At 67.5% G+C, this 18,398-nt stretch carries 20 protein-coding genes; 10 read left to right on the top strand and 10 right to left on the bottom strand.

Features of this window, described 5'->3' with window-relative positions:
- Position 1 precedes the first annotated feature (1 nt).
- The 10 genes from IEZ03_RS14560 to IEZ03_RS14515 all read left to right on the top strand — a co-directional run bounded on the left by IEZ03_RS14560 (position 2) and on the right by IEZ03_RS14515 (position 9,456).
- On the top strand, positions 2-1,447 hold the full coding sequence (locus IEZ03_RS14560; protein WP_229808283.1) for a putative type IV secretion/conjugal transfer ATPase: 1,446 nt from the start codon (positions 2-4) through the stop codon (positions 1,445-1,447).
- On the top strand, positions 1,444-3,249 hold the full coding sequence (locus IEZ03_RS14555; RefSeq protein ID WP_221480505.1) for a type IV secretory system conjugative DNA transfer family protein: 1,806 nt from the start codon (positions 1,444-1,446) through the stop codon (positions 3,247-3,249). The genes IEZ03_RS14560 and IEZ03_RS14555 overlap by 4 nt, the downstream gene beginning before the upstream one ends.
- Positions 3,250-3,323: 74 nt before the next feature.
- Positions 3,324-3,719 (top strand): DUF4913 domain-containing protein, encoded by a 396-nt coding sequence (locus IEZ03_RS14550; RefSeq protein WP_184878863.1) that lies wholly within the window; start codon positions 3,324-3,326, stop codon positions 3,717-3,719.
- Between the two features lie 41 nt (positions 3,720-3,760).
- Positions 3,761-4,555 carry a hypothetical protein gene (locus IEZ03_RS14545; protein WP_184878860.1) on the top strand — a complete coding sequence of 265 codons (795 nt, stop codon included), beginning with the start codon at positions 3,761-3,763 and terminating at the stop codon, positions 4,553-4,555.
- A 45-nt stretch (positions 4,556-4,600) separates the two neighbouring features.
- A complete protein-coding gene (locus IEZ03_RS14540) occupies positions 4,601-5,419 on the top strand; it encodes a hypothetical protein (RefSeq protein WP_184878857.1) in 819 nt (272 codons plus the stop codon).
- Positions 5,420-5,459: 40 nt separating this feature from the next.
- Entirely contained in the window at positions 5,460-6,299 is an 840-nt protein-coding gene (locus IEZ03_RS14535) for a hypothetical protein (protein WP_184878854.1), read from the top strand.
- 289 nt (positions 6,300-6,588) lie between these two features.
- Positions 6,589-6,756 (top strand): hypothetical protein, encoded by a 168-nt coding sequence (locus IEZ03_RS14530; RefSeq protein WP_184878851.1) that lies wholly within the window; start codon positions 6,589-6,591, stop codon positions 6,754-6,756.
- Positions 6,757-6,763: 7 nt separating this feature from the next.
- A complete protein-coding gene (locus IEZ03_RS14525) occupies positions 6,764-7,405 on the top strand; it encodes a hypothetical protein (RefSeq protein WP_184878848.1) in 642 nt (213 codons plus the stop codon).
- A 150-nt stretch (positions 7,406-7,555) separates the two neighbouring features.
- A complete protein-coding gene (locus IEZ03_RS14520; protein WP_184878845.1) occupies positions 7,556-7,939 on the top strand; it encodes a hypothetical protein in 384 nt (127 codons plus the stop codon).
- A 23-nt stretch (positions 7,940-7,962) separates the two neighbouring features.
- Positions 7,963-9,456: a hypothetical protein gene (locus IEZ03_RS14515; RefSeq protein WP_184878841.1), complete on the top strand. Its 1,494-nt coding sequence runs from the start codon at positions 7,963-7,965 to the stop codon at positions 9,454-9,456.
- A gap of 327 nt (positions 9,457-9,783) precedes the next feature.
- Here IEZ03_RS14515 and IEZ03_RS14510 read toward each other — a convergent pair whose 3' ends face one another.
- From IEZ03_RS14510 to dmpG, 10 genes are all read right to left on the bottom strand, one after another.
- Entirely contained in the window at positions 9,784-10,167 is a 384-nt protein-coding gene (locus IEZ03_RS14510; RefSeq protein ID WP_184878837.1) for a DUF4234 domain-containing protein, read from the bottom strand.
- Positions 10,168-10,293: 126 nt separating this feature from the next.
- Positions 10,294-11,004, bottom strand: coding sequence for a PIG-L deacetylase family protein (locus IEZ03_RS14505; protein WP_184878834.1), 711 nt, complete (start codon positions 11,002-11,004; stop codon positions 10,294-10,296).
- 64 nt (positions 11,005-11,068) lie between these two features.
- The gene (locus IEZ03_RS14500) at positions 11,069-11,965 is read right to left on the bottom strand and encodes an aminoglycoside phosphotransferase family protein (protein ID WP_221480504.1); all 897 of its coding nucleotides are present in this window, start codon (positions 11,963-11,965) and stop codon (positions 11,069-11,071) included.
- A 100-nt stretch (positions 11,966-12,065) separates the two neighbouring features.
- Complete coding sequence (locus tag IEZ03_RS14495; protein WP_184878832.1) at positions 12,066-13,454, bottom strand: NsdA family TPR-like regulatory protein; 1,389 nt, start codon at positions 13,452-13,454, stop codon at positions 12,066-12,068.
- A gap of 76 nt (positions 13,455-13,530) precedes the next feature.
- Positions 13,531-14,712: a GNAT family N-acetyltransferase gene (locus tag IEZ03_RS14490; protein WP_184878830.1), complete on the bottom strand. Its 1,182-nt coding sequence runs from the start codon at positions 14,710-14,712 to the stop codon at positions 13,531-13,533.
- Between the two features lie 34 nt (positions 14,713-14,746).
- The gene (locus IEZ03_RS14485; RefSeq protein WP_184878828.1) at positions 14,747-15,277 is read right to left on the bottom strand and encodes a MaoC family dehydratase; all 531 of its coding nucleotides are present in this window, start codon (positions 15,275-15,277) and stop codon (positions 14,747-14,749) included.
- Positions 15,274-16,146 (bottom strand): HpcH/HpaI aldolase/citrate lyase family protein, encoded by an 873-nt coding sequence (locus tag IEZ03_RS14480; protein ID WP_184878826.1) that lies wholly within the window; start codon positions 16,144-16,146, stop codon positions 15,274-15,276. The genes IEZ03_RS14485 and IEZ03_RS14480 overlap by 4 nt, the downstream gene beginning before the upstream one ends.
- A gap of 5 nt (positions 16,147-16,151) precedes the next feature.
- Positions 16,152-16,376: an acyl carrier protein gene (locus IEZ03_RS14475; RefSeq protein ID WP_184878824.1), complete on the bottom strand. Its 225-nt coding sequence runs from the start codon at positions 16,374-16,376 to the stop codon at positions 16,152-16,154.
- The gene (locus tag IEZ03_RS14470; protein ID WP_184878821.1) at positions 16,373-17,368 is read right to left on the bottom strand and encodes a beta-ketoacyl-ACP synthase 3; all 996 of its coding nucleotides are present in this window, start codon (positions 17,366-17,368) and stop codon (positions 16,373-16,375) included. The genes IEZ03_RS14475 and IEZ03_RS14470 overlap by 4 nt, the downstream gene beginning before the upstream one ends.
- A complete protein-coding gene (dmpG, locus tag IEZ03_RS14465; RefSeq protein WP_184890245.1) occupies positions 17,365-18,393 on the bottom strand; it encodes a 4-hydroxy-2-oxovalerate aldolase in 1,029 nt (342 codons plus the stop codon). Before dmpG ends, IEZ03_RS14470 begins: the two co-directional genes overlap by 4 nt.
- Between the last annotated feature and the right edge of the window lie 5 nt (positions 18,394-18,398).

The raw sequence follows: 18,398 nt of genomic DNA, 5'->3' as shown, positions 1-18,398 counted from the left end.
CTTGCCGAACACCGAAACCCAAGCCATGTCCGAACCGCTCGCCCCGCCCTGGGGCTGGCGCGGCCCCGGCGCCGGACGCGCCGCGCACGTCGAAGGCGCACCCGAGTACCAGGCCACCACCAGCCAGGTCTGCGGCCTGTACCCCTTCACCGCCGGCTCCGGCACACCCACCGCAGGCACCCCCGTCGGACGCCACCAACTATGGGGCGAAGTCGTCTGCCTGGACCCGCTGGCGTGGCTGCGCGAAGGGCTGGTCACCAACCCCGGCATGTTCGTCCTCGGACAACCCGGCACCGGCAAATCCACCCTCGTCAAACGCCTGGTCACCGGCGCCGTCGCCACCGGCACCACCCCGATCGTCCTCGGCGACACCAAACCCGACTACACGAAGCTGGTCGAATACCTGGGCGGCCAGGTCATCCGCGTCGGACGCGGCGTCGACCGCATCAACCCCCTCGACACCGGACCCCTCGACCAAGCCCGGCGCCGCCTCACCGGGGCCGCCGCCGAAACGCTCCGCTGGGAGGTGCGGTCCCGGCGGCTGTCGCTGCTGCTGGCGCTGGCGACACTCGTCCGCGAAGCGCGCATCACCAACGCCGAGGAAGTCGTCCTGGGCCGCGCCATCGACCTGCTCGACCACCGCCTCGACCATGAACCGACCATCGTGGACGTCCTGCGCGTGCTGGAGCAAGGACCCAACGAGTTGCGCACAGCGACTCGCACCGATTCCGGCGACTCCTACCGGGCTCAGACCCGCGACTTGGTCTTCACCCTCGATCTGCTTATCTCCGGGTCGCTGGCCGGTGTCTTCGACTCGGCCACCACTCGTCCCCTGAACTTGGACGCGCCTGCGGTCAGCGTCGATATCTCCCGGGTCCGCGCCGCCGGTGACAAGCTGCTGACCGCCGCGATGCTGTGCACCTGGGCCTACGCCTTCGGCATGGTCGACGCCGCCACCACCCTGGCCGACCTGGACGTCGGACCACGCCGCTCCTATCTCGGCGTCATGGACGAACTCTGGCGCGCCCTGCGCGGCGCCCCCGGCCTGGTCGAACACGCCGACGCCCTCACCCGCCTCAACCGCGCCAAAGGCATGGCCTCCATCATGATCACCCACTCCCTCGCCGACCTCGACGCCCTGGCCACCGAAGAAGACCGCGCCAAGGCCAAAGGGTTCGCCGATCGGTCGGCCATCACCGTCCTGGCCGGGTTGCCGCCCCGGGAGCTGGCCCGCGTCCACGAGATCGTGCCGCTGACCGGCCCTGAGCAGCAGCTCGTCACGTCCTGGTCGGCGCCCGACTCCTGGCAGCCCGGCGCCCGCCACCCCGGACGCGGCAAATACCTCATCAAGACCGGCGAACGCCTCGGCATCCCCGTCGAACTCTCCCTCGTCGGCCCCGAAGCGCACCTCTACGACACCGACCAGGCAATTCGGGGCGGCGCGTGAGCCGGGCGCTGGGCCCGAAGGCGTCGTTGTGGCACTCCAACGCGGGCGCGGCGTGGCTGGTGCTCGCCGCGTGCTGGATACCCATCGTCGCGCTGTGGGTGGTGTGGATCGCCGCGAAGCTGAGCGCTGCGGCCACCGGCGGGTCGGTCATGCCGTTCGGTACCGACTTCGCTGTCGCCCTCACCCGAGGGCACGCGGACGTGGCCTGGCCGGGAACGCCGACACCGCTGGTCCTGCTCATTCTCGTCCTGCTGATCACCGCGCTGGTCTACGGGGGCTGCGCGGTCTGGCTGCGGATCGCAGAACGTTTCGCACAGCCTGGGGACCCCGTCGCCGCGCTCGCCGACAACCCCGGCCTCACCACCCTCCAACCCGGGGCGACCACCGAGAAGGCAATCGCGCTGCGGCGTTCACTCGCCCGATCCGACCCCGGCGACCTGGAGCCCAGCGATGTCGGCCTTGTCCTGGGAGATGTCCTGCTCCCGGGTGACCGGAGCGGCCCGACGCTGTTCGCCTCCTTCGAAGACACCGTTGTGGCGTTCATGGCGCCGCGGTCGGGCAAGACGACCACCCAGTCCATCCCGCACGTCCTGTCGGCGCCCGGGCCGGTGATCGCTACCAGTAACAAGGCGGACCTGTGGTCGGCGATCGCCGCCGTCCGCGCCGGCCGCACCGGCGGCACGACCTGGTTGTTCGACCCGCAGCGCATCACCTACCAGCCGCAATTGTGGTGGTGGAACCCCCTGGCCGGGCTGTCCACTGTCGAGGACGCGCACCGTCTGGCCGGGCACTTCGTCCTCACCGTCGACGACGGCCAGAAGAAGGACCTGTGGGGACCGGCCGCGCAAGACCTGCTCTGCGCGCTGTTCCTGGCCGCCGCCACCTCCGGCCGCTCCCTGCACCATGTGGCCGGGTGGCTGGACGAGCCCGCCGTCCCCACCCCCATCGAGCTGCTGCAGCAGGCCGGGTTCCATCTGATGGCTTCCTCCCTCAAAGGCACCCAGAACGGCGCCGTCGAGACTCGTGACGGGATCTACCAGACCGCCCGCACCGCGGCTAAGGCACTGCGCGATCAGGAAATCCTGGCCTGGGTCACGCCGAGCCGCGACCTGCCCGTCTTCGACCCCGACGCCTTCGCCGCCTCGGTCGACACGCTCTACCTGCTGTCCAAGTCGCTGTCGGCCGCCGCGCCGTTGATCGCCGCGCTCACCGACACCACCATGCGCGCCGCCGAACGCCGCGCCGAACAGGCCGGCGGACGCCTCGACCCGCCCCTCATCGTCGCCCTCGACGAGGCCGCCAACATCTGCCGCATCGCCGACCTGCCCCAGCTGTACTCCCACCTGGGCTCGCGCGGCATCATCCCCGTCACCATCCTGCAGAGCTACGAACAGGGCGTGACCGTCTGGGGCGAGCCCGGCATGGCCGCGCTGTGGGGCGCCGCGACCCGCAAACTCATCGGCGCCGGCATCGACTCGCCCCGACTGGTCCGCGACCTGGCCACCCTCATCGGCCAGCACGACGTCCCCGTCCGCTCCATCACCTACAGCGACGGACGCGCCAGCGAACAGATCTCCCTGCGCCGCCAGGAAATCCTCGAAGCCGCCGACATCCGCGCCCTGCCCACCGGCACCGCCCTCCTGCTCGCCACCGGCACCAAACCCGCACTCATCCGGCTGCGGCCCTGGTACGCCGGACCGCACGCCGCCGCCATCACCCACGCCATCAAGACCGCCGACAGCGCCATCGCCGAGGCCGCCCGCCGCCACTACAACCGCCCGGACAACCCGCCCACCGCGTAACCCGCCCGCGCCGTAAATCCGCATCCACGAGAAAGGGGCCTTCGAATGCACCGATCCGCAGCTCTGGAGGCTTCATGCCCAAGCCCGACACGTCCACGGCCGGCGCCAAACGTCCCGAATCGTTGTACCCGGACGTCACCGCCTGGGTGACCGGGCACTTCGTCCCGATGTACCGCCGCACGCTCGGCGGCGAGTTCCGCTGGTGCGGCCAATGGTGGCGGCACGGCGAGGCCATCTCCCGCCTCACCGCCCTGTGGTTCTCCTGGGAGTCGATGCGGCTGCAAGGCGCCACCGGCATGGCCCTGTGGTACCGCGACCACCTCGACCACCACATCCCCGTCCTCCTCGGCCCCCGCGGGCCCTTCTACCAATGCACCGAGAACGAACACCTCACGCCGCACCAAGCCCGCACCGTCCCCGTCCCGGCCGGCTGGCTCGGCAACGACCCCGACAACCCGGTCGACGCATAACGCCCGTTTCGCATGGTCCGAGCCGCTGACTGGAGCCGCACATGACCGAACGTATGCAGGCCACCGCGCTGGCCTTGGACGCCTATGAGCAGCACCTGTTCGGCGACTTGGCCAACGGGCACCGCACCGACCGCGCCGAAGCCGAAGGACTCCTGCACTCCCTGGTCGTCGACCTCATCAACTACGGCGAAGGCAACCACCTGGACGTGGTCGACCTGCTCGACGCCCTGGTCCAGGCCCGCATCGACCGCGGCGGCGCCCTGACCAACCCCCGCTACAGCTTCCGCCTCAACACCGAAGTCCAATTCCGCGACCACGCCGCCGAACACCACCGCGGCTTCATCACCGAACTCAAGTCATCCGGTCCCAGGCAGGAGGAGATCGAATGCAGGCTGCGCATTCCCGGCCTCGTCGACCCGCAGCACACCCTCACCTCCATGCTGGAGCCGGCCACCCGCCTGACCCCGCTGAGGACCCGCACCCGCGGGACGGCCTTCTCGGCTCTGGAGGTCGAAGACCTCATCATCGACCTCGTCACCGCCCTGCCAGCACAGGGCAGTGAAACCGGGGCCGACCCGCAGGTGCTGGCGGACCTGGCCGAACTGTCGGCCGCACTGGCCACCTGGGCAGGCACCAAACCCGACCACGTGCTGCACCACCTCCGCCACCAGACCCGCGAAATCCGCACGCTGAACCAGCCGTCCTCGGCTGCTCGCCGGGCAGCGGCCGCATTCCCCAACGACATCGCCGCCAGCCTGGCCCGCGAACAACCCCCCGCACCCTCGCCCAGCCACCCAACCCCTCCGCGACCGAGCACACGTCCCCGCCAGATGTGACCACCACACATCCATCGCCCGGAACCCGTCACTTGGAGGTACTGCATGCCCGACCACGATGAGGCCGTCGCCGCCGCACTCGACAGCTACCAGTACCGGCTCCTGCCCGACCACATCCACAGCCACCGAGCCGACCCCACACTGGCCGAACGGCTCATCGACTCCTTCCTCCAGCAACTCGCCCGCTACGCCGACCGCCGCGACCTCGACATCCACGACACCCTCGCCGAACTCCACCAGCAGCGCATCGACCGCGGCGGCCCCGACCACGCACCCGAGTACTCCTTCCGGCTCGGCGCCCAGGTCCAACCCCGGCAACAGCCCACCGGCGACCAGGCAGGGCACCCGCTGTGGCGGGGGTTCATCACCGCCCTCGCCGCGACACCGGACGGCCAAGTCCAATGCACCGTACGAATCCCGGGCGTCAACCAAGCCCTGCAGGTCACCGCTGCTGAACTCGAACCGGCCGATTCGCTCCTGCCATTGCCTACCCGCACCGCCGGGATCGTCATCCACGCCCAAGAGGCCGAACAGACGATTATCGACATCGCCGCCCGGCTCAAACGCGCCGCCGGCAACGGCCTGGCCGCCAACGAACACGCACTCGCCGATCTCGCACAACTCACCATGAGACTGAGCGTTTGGTCCGGCGGCCAACCCGACGCGATCATGCGGCACCTCTACGACCGCATCATCGACGCCGCTCACCCACCGTCCCAAGAGCGTCCCGGACCATCGGCGGCGCACCGGCTGGCGGCAACCGAGTTCCCCCAGAAGCGGCCCAGCCCGGACCCGAACGACAGTCGGCCATCGAACAGGCCCGCGCCGGACGCACAGCGACAACCGCGCAAGCACCGCCCCTGACCCTCGCAACATCGCACCCAGCCGACCAGATGGAGATTGCATGGCCGAAGCCGGCGCCGAAGAGTTCGCCCAGTTCGGAGCCGCAGCCCTGGACGCCTTCCAAGCGCTCTTCGAGGAAACCGAACACCTCGACCACCGCGGCAACGACGCCCACGCCTGCGAACTCCTCGGCGATCTACTGATCGACCTCATGCACTACGCCCAGCACCGCGGCCTGGAATTCAACGACATCCTCGCCCAAGCCCACGGCCACCACCTCAGCGAAAGCAACAGCCCCGACGTCTACGCCATCGGCGCCACCGTCCAACTCGACGGCCCGGCCGCAGACGAAGCGATCCTCCTGGGCCACCCAACCCGAGGCAGCATCACCGGCCTCCTCGTCCCCAACCACGGCCCCACCGAGTACTACGTCCACTTCCTCGGCCAAACCAGCAACCAGAAGGTCATCTCAGCCGACCTGAAAACGGCCCCGCCCTTCTCCGCAACCACCACAACCCAAGGCCTCATCAACGACCCGCTACACGCCGAGGAACTACTCATCCAAACCATGACGCGGATCGGCCAAGCCGACATCCAAGGCCTGCGACCACACAAGGGCGACCTCAACGATCAGCGAGCCCTGCTGGACGCCCTCGTGGCCTGGAACGACATGGAGAAGCACAACGTCACCGACCTCCTCCTCGCCGAGGTCGCACCCTACCTATCAACGGACGCGCAACAGCCGGCCCCGGAAATCCCGCTCAGCCCGGCGCAGCTCGCCGCGCAAGCCTTCCCCACACCGCTCGCCGAAGGGCTTACCGATCAACTCCCAGCCCCACACAACACCTCCGAGCATCGCCCAGCCACCCCTGCAGCTCGGCGCCACAGCCCCGGCCGATGACAGCCCAGCTCACAGTGAACGTCCCCGACCACCGGTCCAGGCCGGACACCGACACCCGGAGGCTCCGCTGAAACACCTCTTCAACCACGCCACCCGGCAGATCAAATCCGCCGACTCACTCCCCGCGCTCCTCGCAGCCGCCTTCATCGGACTGGAACTGATCGGCGACGCCACCACCGTCCTAGCCCAGAACGCCCCCGACGACGCCTACCAAACCGCGCTCACCGAAGCCACCGACGCCTGGTGGGCACTCACCGAAGCACCCACCCTCGCCTGGCCCCAAGCCCCCATGCCCGACACCGAGACCGGAGAACTCGCCGCCGCCGTCGCCGCCCTCGTGCTGGTGGTCGCAGAAGCGATCCTCAACGTCGCCTCCAAAACCACCGACCCCGCCGACCGAGTGGCCTGCCTCAAAGCCGTCCACCACGCCGGCCACGTCCACGCCGCACTGAGGTAAGCGGCCCATGAAACACGCCACTACCAGGCAGGTCACCCGCGCCGCTCACGCCCTAAGGGCGTACGAACAGGTCGCCTTCTCAGGAGAAGCCTCACTGCTGCAACACGACAGGATCCACACCGAAGCGCTCCTAGCGGCCCTGATCTGCGACCTGGAGCACTACGCCAACCATCACGGCATCGCCTTCTCCAACGCCGTCAGCGCCGGCCGCGCAATCCACGCCGAAGAGAACGCCGACCTGCCCACCTACACACTCGGCGACCAGGTACGACTCACCCGGCAATCCGGCCGCTGCGGCACCATCATCGGCTGGAAGAACCTCGCCCCAGACGACCAGACACACTTCCTCATCGACGTGCCAGGGGTCTCGTTCGTCTACGCCGAAGCGGCCAGGCACCTCGCCCCAGCGCCACCGTTCCCGCCCACAGCCACCAACCTGGGCACAGTCACCCACGCCAACCAGGCCGCCCAGACCTACACCAGCATCGCGGCCCGGCTCCCATCCACAGCCGAACCAACCCGCCGTGCCCTACAACACGACGCCCATAAGCTCCTCGACGCCCTGAGCTCGTGGAGCGGCATCACCATCACCCAGCTCCGCGACGGACTCGCCCCTCCGCCCCAGCGGAAATCGACAACGCAAACCTGACTCCACGCCCAGGGCTCAACACCTGCAGCCCGACGAAACGATCACTTACATGCCCGGCCACCCCGCACACCATCGTCCCCACGCCCGTATCCGCCCCAGCCCGACCAGCAGACCGAACACCGCCCCACCACCCAACCGGAGGACAGCCCGATGACCCACGAACGCGAACACCAAGACGTCCGGCACGGCTGGTTCACCGAGATCCTCAGCAGCGCTCTCAACGACCTGGCCCACGCCGAACGCGTCATCACCGCCTACGCCGCTCAGGAACCGGACGGATTCATCGCCTGGGGCATGGCCGAAGGCGAAGCCGTCCAAGCCCACCAAGCACTGCGCCAGGCGCCGTCCCTGCACACCGCCACCCCGACCGACTACGCCACCGTCAACGCCACCGCCGACGCCCTCTATGAACTCGCCAGGAAGATCTCCCAGAGCCTGGTCCGGGCCGCCGAACTGGCCAGCGACCCCGACGACAAGATGGCCTGCCTCCAGGCCGCCCTGCACGCCGACCGACTCCAGGAAACCCTGCGGTAGCGGCCATGGCCACCTTCGGGGAGATGACCGCACTGGCCACCGACCACCTCACCGACCTGCAACACCAACTTCACACCAAACGCCTCGCCCGCGACCTCGCCCGACGCGCGGTCCAGCCCGAACTCGCCCGTCTCGCCCACGTCCTGGCCCGCTACCACGACCAAATCGCCAACGGCTTCGGTGACCCGCACCCACACACCACCGGCCTGCGGGACGCCGCCAACCGCGCCAGCGCCCTCATCAAACAAGCCGAACAGATCCTCGGCACACCCGCAGACACAGAAGCTCCAAGGTCCGCCCTGGCCGAGAAACTCCGCGCCACCTCCATCGCCCTGGGCTGCGGCCTGGACCTGCTCTCTACTCACTTTCCAGTCAACAGCGGCAACGACAAGCCCACCGCAACCGGCGCCATCATCACCGCTCCCGATACAGCCCGCTCGCTCCTCCACCAACTCAGCACCCACACCGCGACCGTCGCTCACCTCACCCAACGCACACCATCACCCGCGAACGACGCCAGCGGCCTCCTCCTGCGCGCCGCAGTTCTGTCACGCATACACAGCGAAACCGAACCCCGACGCGCCATCATCGCCGTCCCCTTCCACGGCATCCCACAACGCCGCCCACCAGAAGCTGGCGAAGACCTCACGCAAACCTTCGCCGGGATCAGCGCCAGCATCCGACGCCTGAGCAACCCCCAGACCACCACTTCGGTCACCACATGGCGCTACCTCGCCAGAGCCGCAACCATCGTCTGCGACCTCAACCTCAAAACCCTCCAGCAACTCATCTACCGCATGAAGGAACTAGACGAACCCGACCACCGATCAGCCTTCCAGAAAGCAGCCACAGCAACAAAACAAGCCGGCATTAAATGGAGAGACATCGTCCGACGCTGGGACGAACAAACAAACCACCATGGCCACCCCGCCAACGGCCCAGCAACCGACGCGAGCGACCTCATCCTCCGCCTAGGTCGCCTAATCCACGCAGACCCGGCCTGGACGCCAAGCCCCCGCGCCTCCTACCGAATGAAGCCACCCGACGAACTAGCCCCCGACCTCACCCAAGCAGCCCGCATCGCAACTATCACCCTGAAAGCCATGGACGCCTACAACACCCTCGCAGCCAACCACCGCGCAGCAATAAACGACGCAGCAGTACTGGGCATCCTCCATAAACAGCGTGAGCATCCAACCCACCTGCCGCGCATCCCAGCGTCAGCACGGCAACTGTCCAAGGCCTACGAAGCCGCAGAAGCGAAGGGCCTCGAAGCCGTGACCTCACTCGGCCAAGCGATCCAGCCCCTGGTTCCGGATTCGTATCACACCGAAGAAGTGCAGCTGATCATCCGCCGAACGACAGCCGTCCATGACAAGAAAATCCAAGCCCGCCTAGTCGCGGCAGACTTCCCAGTCCCCATAACAGACTGCCTGGAATCTCCACACGCCATAACCCAGCGACCATCGCAAACCCCCACGAACTCCAGACCCGCCGGAAATACCCCCATCACATAAGACAGTCCAGTTCATCACGCCTGTGGGTCCACACCCGTTTTCGCAGTCTGAAAAACAACCGGACCCCCAGGCTGATGGCCAGTAGCCGCAGTTGGCCGGATGCCCTCCCAGTCGTTGCCCCGGAGCCGGGAGGATCCATCTGCTCGCTACATGCACAGTCCGGGCGTTCTGTTCGAAATTAGTTAGAGCCGACCGGGCGAGAGCACACTCGAACGTCTGGAGAGTAGGAGCGATCGCGGCGGTTCATCCGGAGCCCCTGTCGATGCGTTGTCGGGTGGAGCTGATCGATCCCGGCGCTGGTGACCGTCGCTAACACCAGTTCGTTTGCTAAGGGATGGGCCCTTCTATTCGCTGGTCCCAGATTCGATTCAGTTCGATCTGGTAGTAGAGCGCATGGAGCCCAAAGAAGAACGACAAGATCAGCCCGATCCAGCCGTTACAGGAAGGCTGTCGGTTGGCCGAAGCCTGCATCCGCGCGATGCGCTCACCGGTCCGGAAGATGGAGATGTAGGGCGGCACAATGATAAGCCACCCTATAAGTACAGCAAGTACGGCCAAGCCAGGCCTGACCTCCACACCCGAGTCGCGCGCCTCTCGGTTGATCTTGTACCACCACACGAAGTAATAAATCCCGAGAGTGATGAGCGGCCAGACCAGCCACGTCAGGACTGGATTGCGCCGCTTACCTGCCGCAACAGACTTCTCATTCATACCACGACAGTATTCCGTTAGCTTCTATTCAGCTGCATTGTGGACACAAAGAATAACAAGATTGTTTTCAGTTATCGCCATGCTGGTGGTCGGTGCCAGCCGGTGCCGGTCAAGGGTCAAGTGTCGTCAACGTGCGTTGGCGAACTCTACGTGGCGGGCGATGTGGAAGAGCTCGGCGCAAGTGGCCAGAGGTGGGAAGCGTTCCACGACTCGGTGGTGCAGGTATTGGCGGTAGGTGACCTCTGCGAGGCGCTGGAAGACGTCCATGTCCAGTTGGTGCTGGGAGGTGAAGCACTGGAGCGCCTTTTGCTTGGCCTGGAGGAGTTCGGGGGTTCCCATGAAGACGAAGGTCGGCTCGAAACCGACACTGTAAGGCGAGCGGAAGTACCGCAGGTTGGCGGTTTCTCGCAGTGCTACCGCGGTCACCTCGGCTGCGGTGGTGACGTGGTCGAGGTGTTGGTCATCGGGGTAGTGGGTGTAGACGACGTCGGGTCGGGTGTCACGGAAGACATCCGATAAGGCGGCGTGGATGGCGCCTCGGTGTTCGACGAATCGGGTATCCGGAATCGAGGAGAAGGTATAGGTCTCGATGCCGAGCAGGCTTCCAGCATCAAGGCATTCCTCCTGCCTCGGCCGTGCGCCGGAGGGGTCAGGTACGCCAGTGGTCAGGCAGTGCACGTGGACCCGGGCCCCGTTGCGCGCGTACCAATGCATGCGCATGCCCATCGCGATCTCGGCGTCGTCGGGGTGGGCCACCACTATGAGGATCGTCGCCGCGTCGCTATGGAGGCGTTGACCGTTCAGGCAGGTTGGTTCGGCACGGTTGGTCTCCGGCATCGAGAGCTCCTGGGGCATGGGTATCCCTGAGGACGGGAGCGTCGGGGGCCTGCGCATTTCGCGGTCAGGTGTGGGTGCGTGCGAGTTCGCTGAGCGCGTTGCGGCCGCGATCGATGAGCACCTGATCGTTGTTGGCCAGTCCTGCGGCCAGGTAGGAGGCGGCCAATCGGGTCGTCAGCAGGAGCAGGGCTTGGTGCTCTTTGGTGGTCAGCTCGCGTCCGTATCCGGTGAAGAAGGATTTCCTCAAGTCGGAGCGCGTCGGCCACACCGCTCCGGACAGCCAGATCATGTCCTGGACTGCCAGGGCGTGGTCGGCCATCTCGAAGTCGATCAGCCCGAGGGTCTGCGTCTTGGCGTTCCACACCCAGTTTCGCGGGGAGAAGTCGCCGTGCAGGTAGACCAGCGGAAGATCCGCGGTCAGCGCGGGGAGGTCCCGGGCCACTTCGCTCACCAAGGCCCGTTCAGCGCCGGTCAGATGGCGGTTGAGGTTGTCGAGGCAGGCGGAGGCTTCGGATGCCTGGTTGTCCATGGAGGCCATGACGCCTTTTCGTGCCTGTGGCGGTACGGGTTCGGCATGATCGTGCCAGCGGCGCAGGAGCCGCCCGGCGAGCTCGTGCACTTGGGCCTCCACCGTCGCGGTGAGCGGCAGCTCTCGGACGACCTTCCCGTCCAGCGCCGTCACCAGGATGGCCTGCAGGGCTGGATCGGCGGCGATCAGACGCGGGGCTTCCTCCCGGCTGAGAGCGGCAGCAGCATGGCGGTAGGCGTCCGTTTCGCGTTTATGAGTTTCCGGAGATGGGCTGATCTTGACGTACACCGCGGTGGTACCGGCCTCCAAGCGCCAGACTCTCGACTCGGTGCGCTGCGGCCAGGACGCATCGGTGGCGCAACCGACGCCGGGCAGGTGGTCGGCCAGCCATCGGCGCAGGTCAGCGGGCAAGGATGCGGCGTCGAGCATCATGATGCTTCTCCGATATCACGGATGGGCGGAGGAAAGACAGCGAGCGCGTCGGTGTTGCTTGGGGCGGCATGGAAGCCTCACGGTCGGCCGGCGGCGCCCATCACATTGCCGCCTCCACGGTTGTCGAAGCTGCGCGGGCTTCCAGGCGTTCGGTGAAGTCGGTGACTCGGGTGTCGGTTTGCCACGGAGCCAGCGCGGCGGCGACGTCGTGGAGGTAGCGGGTAGCGCGTTCGGAGGCCACTCGGTGTAGGAGATCGAAGGCCTTACCGGCATGGTCGAGGGCCTGGTCTAGGTCCCGGGCCTGACATGCGGCGGTGGCCGCGACGGCGTGGCGTAGTCCTGCAGCTCGTACGTGATGGCGTTCGGATCCGTCAGATGCCCGTTTGTTCCAGCGGAGGGCCGCCGCAGGATTGTGCAGGTCCCGGAAAATTTCGGCCGCGTCTGCCGCAAGTCGGGTCTCGGTGACATAGGAGATCCATGCCGGATCGCGGGTGTCAGGCCCGATCTTGCCGAGAAGCCGTTCGGCACGGCTGAGAGCTGAGGAAGCGGCTGCCGGCTCTCCTAAACGGCCAAAGGCCCTCGCCTCGGCGAGTTTGGCGAACGCCAGTACCCGTGGGGCGGCGTCGCGGGCTCTCCCCTGTTGGAAGGCACCTTGAGCCATGTCCAAAGCTTGATCAGGTGCGCCTTGGAGAATCGTCTGCAATGCCATCGTTGCCAGTATGTACGAGCCTCGCTCGACGTCAGCGCCTGCGCGTGCCAGCCGCAGGGCCTGGATGAGGTGCCGTTGAGCGGCGCCGGCGTTGCCGCTGTCGAATGCTGCCCACCCCACGACGCGGCCCAGTTCCGCGGTGATCCCGAAAAGCTCCCGGCCGACCTGTTCGGTGTGGGCGCCGCTGAGCAAGGGGAGGGCTTGGTCGCGAAGGCACTGTGTCACCGAACTCAACCGCCAGTCTCCGCCACCGAACGTAGCGTCCCACTGCCGGGCTTGTTCGGCGGTGCCGCGCAGTTCGTCCAGGTCCTCGCGGCTGACGCGGCGGCTGCCCTGGTTGGCCCGGGGCGTGTCGGCGGGGACGGCGAGCCAGCGGGTTAAGGGCAGAACGTAGCCGGCAGGGGTGAAACTAGCCGCGGGGTGTCCCATCTCCTGACTGCTCCAATGGGTGACGACAGCTCGCACGGCGTCCTGCCTGTTCCGAGGAAAGTCCCACCCCGTCGAGACGTGCTCGACGGGGGCCGCCATGCCGATCTCTTCGACCGCGACGGGACGCCCGATCCGCTCGCCCAACGCGGCGGCGATGAGGGAAGGCACGGGATCTTTCGGGGTTTCGCCGGAGATCCAGCGGGCGACGCTTGTATGGGTGTAAGCGGTCCGCTGGCCTGCCGCCGCGGCCAGCTGGTTGACTCGGTAGGCCAGACCCTTGCGGCTCATGCCCTGCCCGAGGAGCAGCGCTTCCAGTGCCCGATTGGGGTTCTTGGGGCGGCGGCTGGTCACCTGGCTTCCTTTCGGTGGTACTGGAGCTGGTTCTGCGGTGGGTCCATGCTGGTTGCGGTGAAAGATCGCCTTCCGGTCAGAAGTGTTCGGGCAGCCAAGGCTCGCGCTCGGTGGTGGCGTGGACGAGGTCGGCGACCGTCCGCGGATCACCGTCTACGCCGGCCAATGCCGCTGCGGTCGCGGTCTGGTAACCGCCCGCGTACCAAACGGCGAAGTGGCGGCGGGTCAGCGTGCACCGACCCGTCAGAGTGGACGGTTCCAGGTCTCCTACGCCATTGGCGATTCGCAGCGTAAAGCGCTGGGGTTCCGCATTGGGATCGTCCACCACTTCGATCGGAATCGTCGTGTCGAGTCCTTCGGGCCAGCCCCGCGACCGCACGGCCTGGCGCAGATCCAGAATTCGGAGCATCCAGGGATGCCAGTGGCGAGCGGATGCGGATCCGATGCGGTCTAGTTGCTCTAGGAGGACGCCAGCTGCCGGAAGGCCGGTCCGTTGGAAGCTAACGGTGGGGATCCGACTGCTGAATCGGCCGAGGAAGGTCAGCATCGCCGTGGCGGCACCGCTGGTCGAGGCCCAGAAGTCGTGGACCACTACTTGTTGGCCAGCGGCTGGGTCTTGGGCGAACGCCAGGGAGAGCACACCTGAGGTGTCCTGCCCGGGGAGGTTGAATCGGTAGGTGGCGAACTGCGAGTGCTTGTCGGCCTGCCAGCCCGCCCACCAGGGCGGACGCTGCCACGGTCCATTCCAGCGCGCGGCCAACTCCTTCTGCAGCCGCTCGGATCGGACGTCGGATCCGTGGGCGATCTCGTACCCGGTTTCGTCGAAGCTGCGTTTGAGGTCGTTGGTGGGGACCGCCCAAGAGAAGACCGAAGTGGGAGCGGCCCACCCCAATCGGTGCGCATAGCCGGTCGATGTCGTCCATACCGTCGCAAGGACGGCGCCCTGCTCTTGGAGGGGGCGGATCCGCTCGGTCAGCACGCGGGTCGTCAGGTGACGGCCGCGTTCCTCGGGGGCGACGCATCCCGCTGCCATGCACGCGCTGAGTACGGGGCGGCCTCCGAAGAACTGGGGCATGAGCAGGCCCAGGCCGCCTGCAATGACCTGGTCGCCCCGCACAGCGACGCGGGCGTCAGCGTGCGGGAACAGTCGCGTGAGGTCAGGGATCAAATGGCCGTAGCTGCGGGCAGCCAACGCGCAGTATCGGCTCCACAGGGAATCGTCAGCGGCGACGACTCGTAAGGTCTCGTCCTCGGGCATGCACCGGCCTCCTCTCTTCAGTCGCCGTCGACATTCAGTAGTCGGTGGCGTCGCGGACCGAGTTCGGGTCGGCAGGCACAAGGAAGGCGCGGGTGAAGGTGATGACCCGTTGATCGTGCTGGTTGTAGCCGTTGGTGCGGCACGTCACCACTCCGTGCTCCGGGTGGCTGCGCGAGCGTCGCACGGTGAGAATTTCGGTCTCGGCGCGGAGCGTGTCACCCACGTGCACCGGGTTCTCCAGCCGTAAACCGTCCAAGGCGAGGTTGGCTGCGGTCAAGCCGCTGATGCTCCGGACCGTGGCGCCCAGGACGATGCCGAGGGTGACCATGCCGCACACCAAAGGCCGGCCACGGCCGGTCTGCTCACAGAACCGGATGTCGCTGTGCACGGGGGCGGGGTTTCCGGTTAGGGCGAGGGTGAGTATGTGGTCGGTTTCGGTCACGGTACGGGCGGGGCGGTGCTCGATGATCTGGCCGGCGACGAATTCGGGGAGGCCTCGGCCGACCAGTTCGCGGAGGCGTTCCTCCCCGACGGTCCGGTAGCCGGGCGGGACGGTCGCGTTCATGTCATACCTCCCGGCGCCTGATCAGTGAGGGAACGGGCGGCGGCCACGAGCGGCGGGCCGACCATGCTGCCGTCGGCGTGGGTGACCCCTTCTGCCGCGTCCATGGAGTCGGCCGCGCGGACCGTCGCACGGGCACGATCCAGTTCTTGAGGTGAGGGCTGGAACGCCTCCCGGATGGCGGCCAGCTGCCTCGGGTGAACGGCGCCCTTACCGGTGAAGCCGAGGTCGCAGGCTTCTTCGGCCTCCCGCCGGAGGCCTTCGTCATTGGCGAGGTCGAAGTAGGGAGAGTCGATGGCCGGCAGTGCCGCCGCAGCCGCTCCCGCGCTCAGGGCCGCCCTGGGGTAGCGAAGGCCGCCGGCCGTTCGGCGGCACCCGGCCGCGGCGGCGTAGTCGGCGGCTCCGAACACCACTCCTGCCAAGAACCGCGACGCAAGGATCTCGTGGAGCCGTTGAATGGCCAGCGGTGTTTCGATCAGCGCCCAGACTTTGGGCTCGTCTTCGTCCGTGCGCAGGAGTTCGCCGACGAGATCGACGTCGCGTGGTGATTCGACCTTCGGTACCAGCAGCACCGCGGGACGAACACCGGATTCGGCGACCGCCACCAGATCCCGCAGGCCGGGTAGCGTTCCTGGCGCGTTCAGACGAAGGCCCAGTGGGGAGACTTCACCGTCGGCCGCCTCCGTTGCGGCTTTGGCCAGGTGTTGGAGGGCTATGGCACGTGCCTGGTCTTTGCGCTGCTGGGGGACGGAATCTTCCAGGTCCAGCAGCGCAACGTCGGCACCGCAGTCGCGGGCCCTTGAGAACCGACCTGGAGCGGTTGCCGGGGTGATCAACCAGGTGGCGCCGCGTGGGACGGCCAAGGTGCCCATGGTCTTCACCGTCCCGATAGGCGGTCGGCGACCATACGGTCCAACGCCTCCAGGGTCGTGGCGGCCGCCAACTCTTCCTGGCTGACTCGCACACCACGCTCACCCAGGAGCACGCTCAGCTCCACGAGGGCCAGTGAGTCCACTCCGGAATCCTCCAGCGGCGCCCCGAAGCGCAACTCTCGCGGATCTAGCTTCAGCTCGACCAGCAGTTCTTCCAGATCCCTGCTCACTGGACTGCCTCCTTGAGGTCAGATGGGGACAGGGCCGGCCAGACGACCGTGGCGGCGCCCCAGGTCAGTCCGGCTCCGAAGGCGGTCATCAGCACCCGGTGGCCGGGCAGCAGACGGCCGTCCGCGGACGCCTGCGCGAGGGTGAGGGGGATGGACGCAGCGCTGGTGTTCCCCACCTGCTCGATGAACTGCAGGGCCTGGGAATCCTCCAGCTCGAGTTGGCGAACGACGGCTGCGGTGATCCGGGCGTTCGCCTGATGCGGCACGAAGCGATCAACATCGGCCAGCCGCCATCCGGCAGCCTCGGCCGCGCTTACCGATGCCTCGGACATGCGGGTCACGGCCTGCTGAAAAGTCTCCGGGCCGCGCATCGTGAGGAATCCGCCGTGTGGGGCCACTATGGCGGAGCCATCACGACCATCGGCGGCCAGCATGATCGGCCCCAACGCTCCCGGAGCCCCGCGTTCGCCGGCTCGCACCACCAGTGCCGCCGCTCCCTCCCCGAACAAGGGCGCGGTCGCCCTGTCCTGGGGGTTGACGAGCGAAGGAATCCGGTCGGCGGCAATGATCAGCACCCGCCGGGCCGTTCTCGCCGCGATGAACCCGGCCGCCACCTGCAGCGCGTACAGCAGGCCGGTACACGCCGCCGCCAAGTCGAACGCCGGGATGCCGGGCAAGCCGAGCCGTGCCGCCACGCCGGGCGCCGTGGCCGGGCAACGGTGATCCGGGGTGATGGTCGCTAGGACCAGGGCGTCCACGCGCCCGCCATCGCCCGTCCTCAGGGCGCGGGCCCCCGCCTGGACGGCAAGATCAGCGGTTGACACACCATGGGCGGCGCGGGCCCTGGACGCGATACCGGTCCGCGACCGGATCCAGGCCGCGCTTACGCCCAGACCACCGCAGATGTCCTCGTTGGTCACCCGCGAGTCCGGCCGCGCTGTGCCCAGACCACAGATCACCGCTGCTGGACCGTTGTTGTCTGAGTGGCTCATTGGGCCCTCACCGTCAGGTCCCGCACGACAACGGCGATCAGGTCTTCCTGGCCTGCCACTGCCTGGCGTCGTCCAAGCTCCGCGAAGATGTCCAGCGGGTCGAGGCCCGCGGCTGTAGCGGCGGCCAGAACCGGCAGCTTGAAACCCGAGAACACGCCCGTCAGCCCCGAGATGAGGGAGACCGAGTCGATCGCCGGCAGCTCATCCAAGAGCTGCTCGTGAGCGATGTCGGCAGCGGCCAAAAGCGCTCGCAGATCGATGCCGGTCCGATGGCCCATGCGGTCCAGTACGGCGACCAGCGCCTCGAGTTGGGTGTTTCCTGCCCCTGCGCCGAATCCTCTGGCGCAGGCGTCGATGATCGTCGCTCCGGCCTCGACCGCCGCGACCGAGTTCGCCACCGCCAGCGACAGGTTGTTGTGCCCATGAAAGATCACCGGGACATCCACCGCAGCCGCAATCGCCCGGATCCGCTCCGTGACGTCGGTAGGCAGGTAGTGCCCGGCGGAGTCCATGATCCCAACAGCCTGCGCACCGAAGCCGACCATGCGTGCGCACTGCTCCGCCAGACGTCCCGGGCCTACCATGTGACTCATCAGCAGGACGGCCTGTGCTTCGACGCCCAAGTCGCGCGCCAGGCCCAGATGACGTTCGGTGACGGCGGCCTCGGTGCAGTGGGCGGCGATCCGGACGACATCGGCGCCGTGGTCGACGGCGTTGCGCAGGTCCTTGCCGGTGCCCCACCCCGGAGCCATGAACACACCCATCTGGGAGCTTGTCAGCGCTTCGCGGACGGCGGCGAGCATGGCATCGTCCGTGAGCCGTGCCCGGCCGATCTGAAGCGAGGAAGCCCCCAGTCCGTTGCCGTGACCGACTTCGACGACCGGGACGCCCGCCCGGTCCGCGGCCTGGGCGTAGGCACGCATCTGCTCGGCGGCGAGCTGGTGGCGGACGGCATGCTGACCATCTCTGAGGGTCGCGTCGTGGATGGCCACCCGCGCGCCAGACGTTCCCCGGCCGGTTTCCATGGCGC

It is taken from the genome of Actinomadura livida (assembly GCF_014648675.1).
GTDB lineage: Bacteria > Actinomycetota > Actinomycetes > Streptosporangiales > Streptosporangiaceae > Spirillospora > Spirillospora livida.
Note: the sequence above shows the minus strand (reverse complement) of the source record. Positions and strands in the feature narration are given on the sequence as shown.

Excerpts from the sequence above, each read along its gene's own strand:
- IEZ03_RS14550 (WP_184878863.1), top strand. The coding sequence starts at position 3,324 with ATGCCCAAGCCCGACACGTCCACGGCCGGCGCCAAACGTCCCGAATCG.
- IEZ03_RS14545 (WP_184878860.1), top strand. The coding sequence starts at position 3,761 with ATGACCGAACGTATGCAGGCCACCGCGCTGGCCTTGGACGCCTATGAG.
- IEZ03_RS14540 (WP_184878857.1), top strand. The coding sequence starts at position 4,601 with ATGCCCGACCACGATGAGGCCGTCGCCGCCGCACTCGACAGCTACCAG.
- IEZ03_RS14535 (WP_184878854.1), top strand. The coding sequence starts at position 5,460 with ATGGCCGAAGCCGGCGCCGAAGAGTTCGCCCAGTTCGGAGCCGCAGCC.
- IEZ03_RS14530 (WP_184878851.1), top strand. The coding sequence starts at position 6,589 with ATGCCCGACACCGAGACCGGAGAACTCGCCGCCGCCGTCGCCGCCCTC.
- IEZ03_RS14525 (WP_184878848.1), top strand. The coding sequence starts at position 6,764 with ATGAAACACGCCACTACCAGGCAGGTCACCCGCGCCGCTCACGCCCTA.
- IEZ03_RS14520 (WP_184878845.1), top strand. The coding sequence starts at position 7,556 with ATGACCCACGAACGCGAACACCAAGACGTCCGGCACGGCTGGTTCACC.
- IEZ03_RS14515 (WP_184878841.1), top strand. The coding sequence starts at position 7,963 with ATGACCGCACTGGCCACCGACCACCTCACCGACCTGCAACACCAACTT.
- IEZ03_RS14510 (WP_184878837.1), bottom strand. The coding sequence starts at position 10,167 with ATGAATGAGAAGTCTGTTGCGGCAGGTAAGCGGCGCAATCCAGTCCTG.
- IEZ03_RS14505 (WP_184878834.1), bottom strand. The coding sequence starts at position 11,004 with ATGCCGGAGACCAACCGTGCCGAACCAACCTGCCTGAACGGTCAACGC.
- IEZ03_RS14500 (WP_221480504.1), bottom strand. The coding sequence starts at position 11,965 with ATGATGCTCGACGCCGCATCCTTGCCCGCTGACCTGCGCCGATGGCTG.
- IEZ03_RS14490 (WP_184878830.1), bottom strand. The coding sequence starts at position 14,712 with ATGCCCGAGGACGAGACCTTACGAGTCGTCGCCGCTGACGATTCCCTG.
- IEZ03_RS14485 (WP_184878828.1), bottom strand. The coding sequence starts at position 15,277 with ATGAACGCGACCGTCCCGCCCGGCTACCGGACCGTCGGGGAGGAACGC.
- IEZ03_RS14480 (WP_184878826.1), bottom strand. The coding sequence starts at position 16,146 with ATGGGCACCTTGGCCGTCCCACGCGGCGCCACCTGGTTGATCACCCCG.
- IEZ03_RS14470 (WP_184878821.1), bottom strand. The coding sequence starts at position 17,368 with ATGAGCCACTCAGACAACAACGGTCCAGCAGCGGTGATCTGTGGTCTG.
- dmpG (WP_184890245.1), bottom strand. The coding sequence starts at position 18,393 with ATGGAAACCGGCCGGGGAACGTCTGGCGCGCGGGTGGCCATCCACGAC.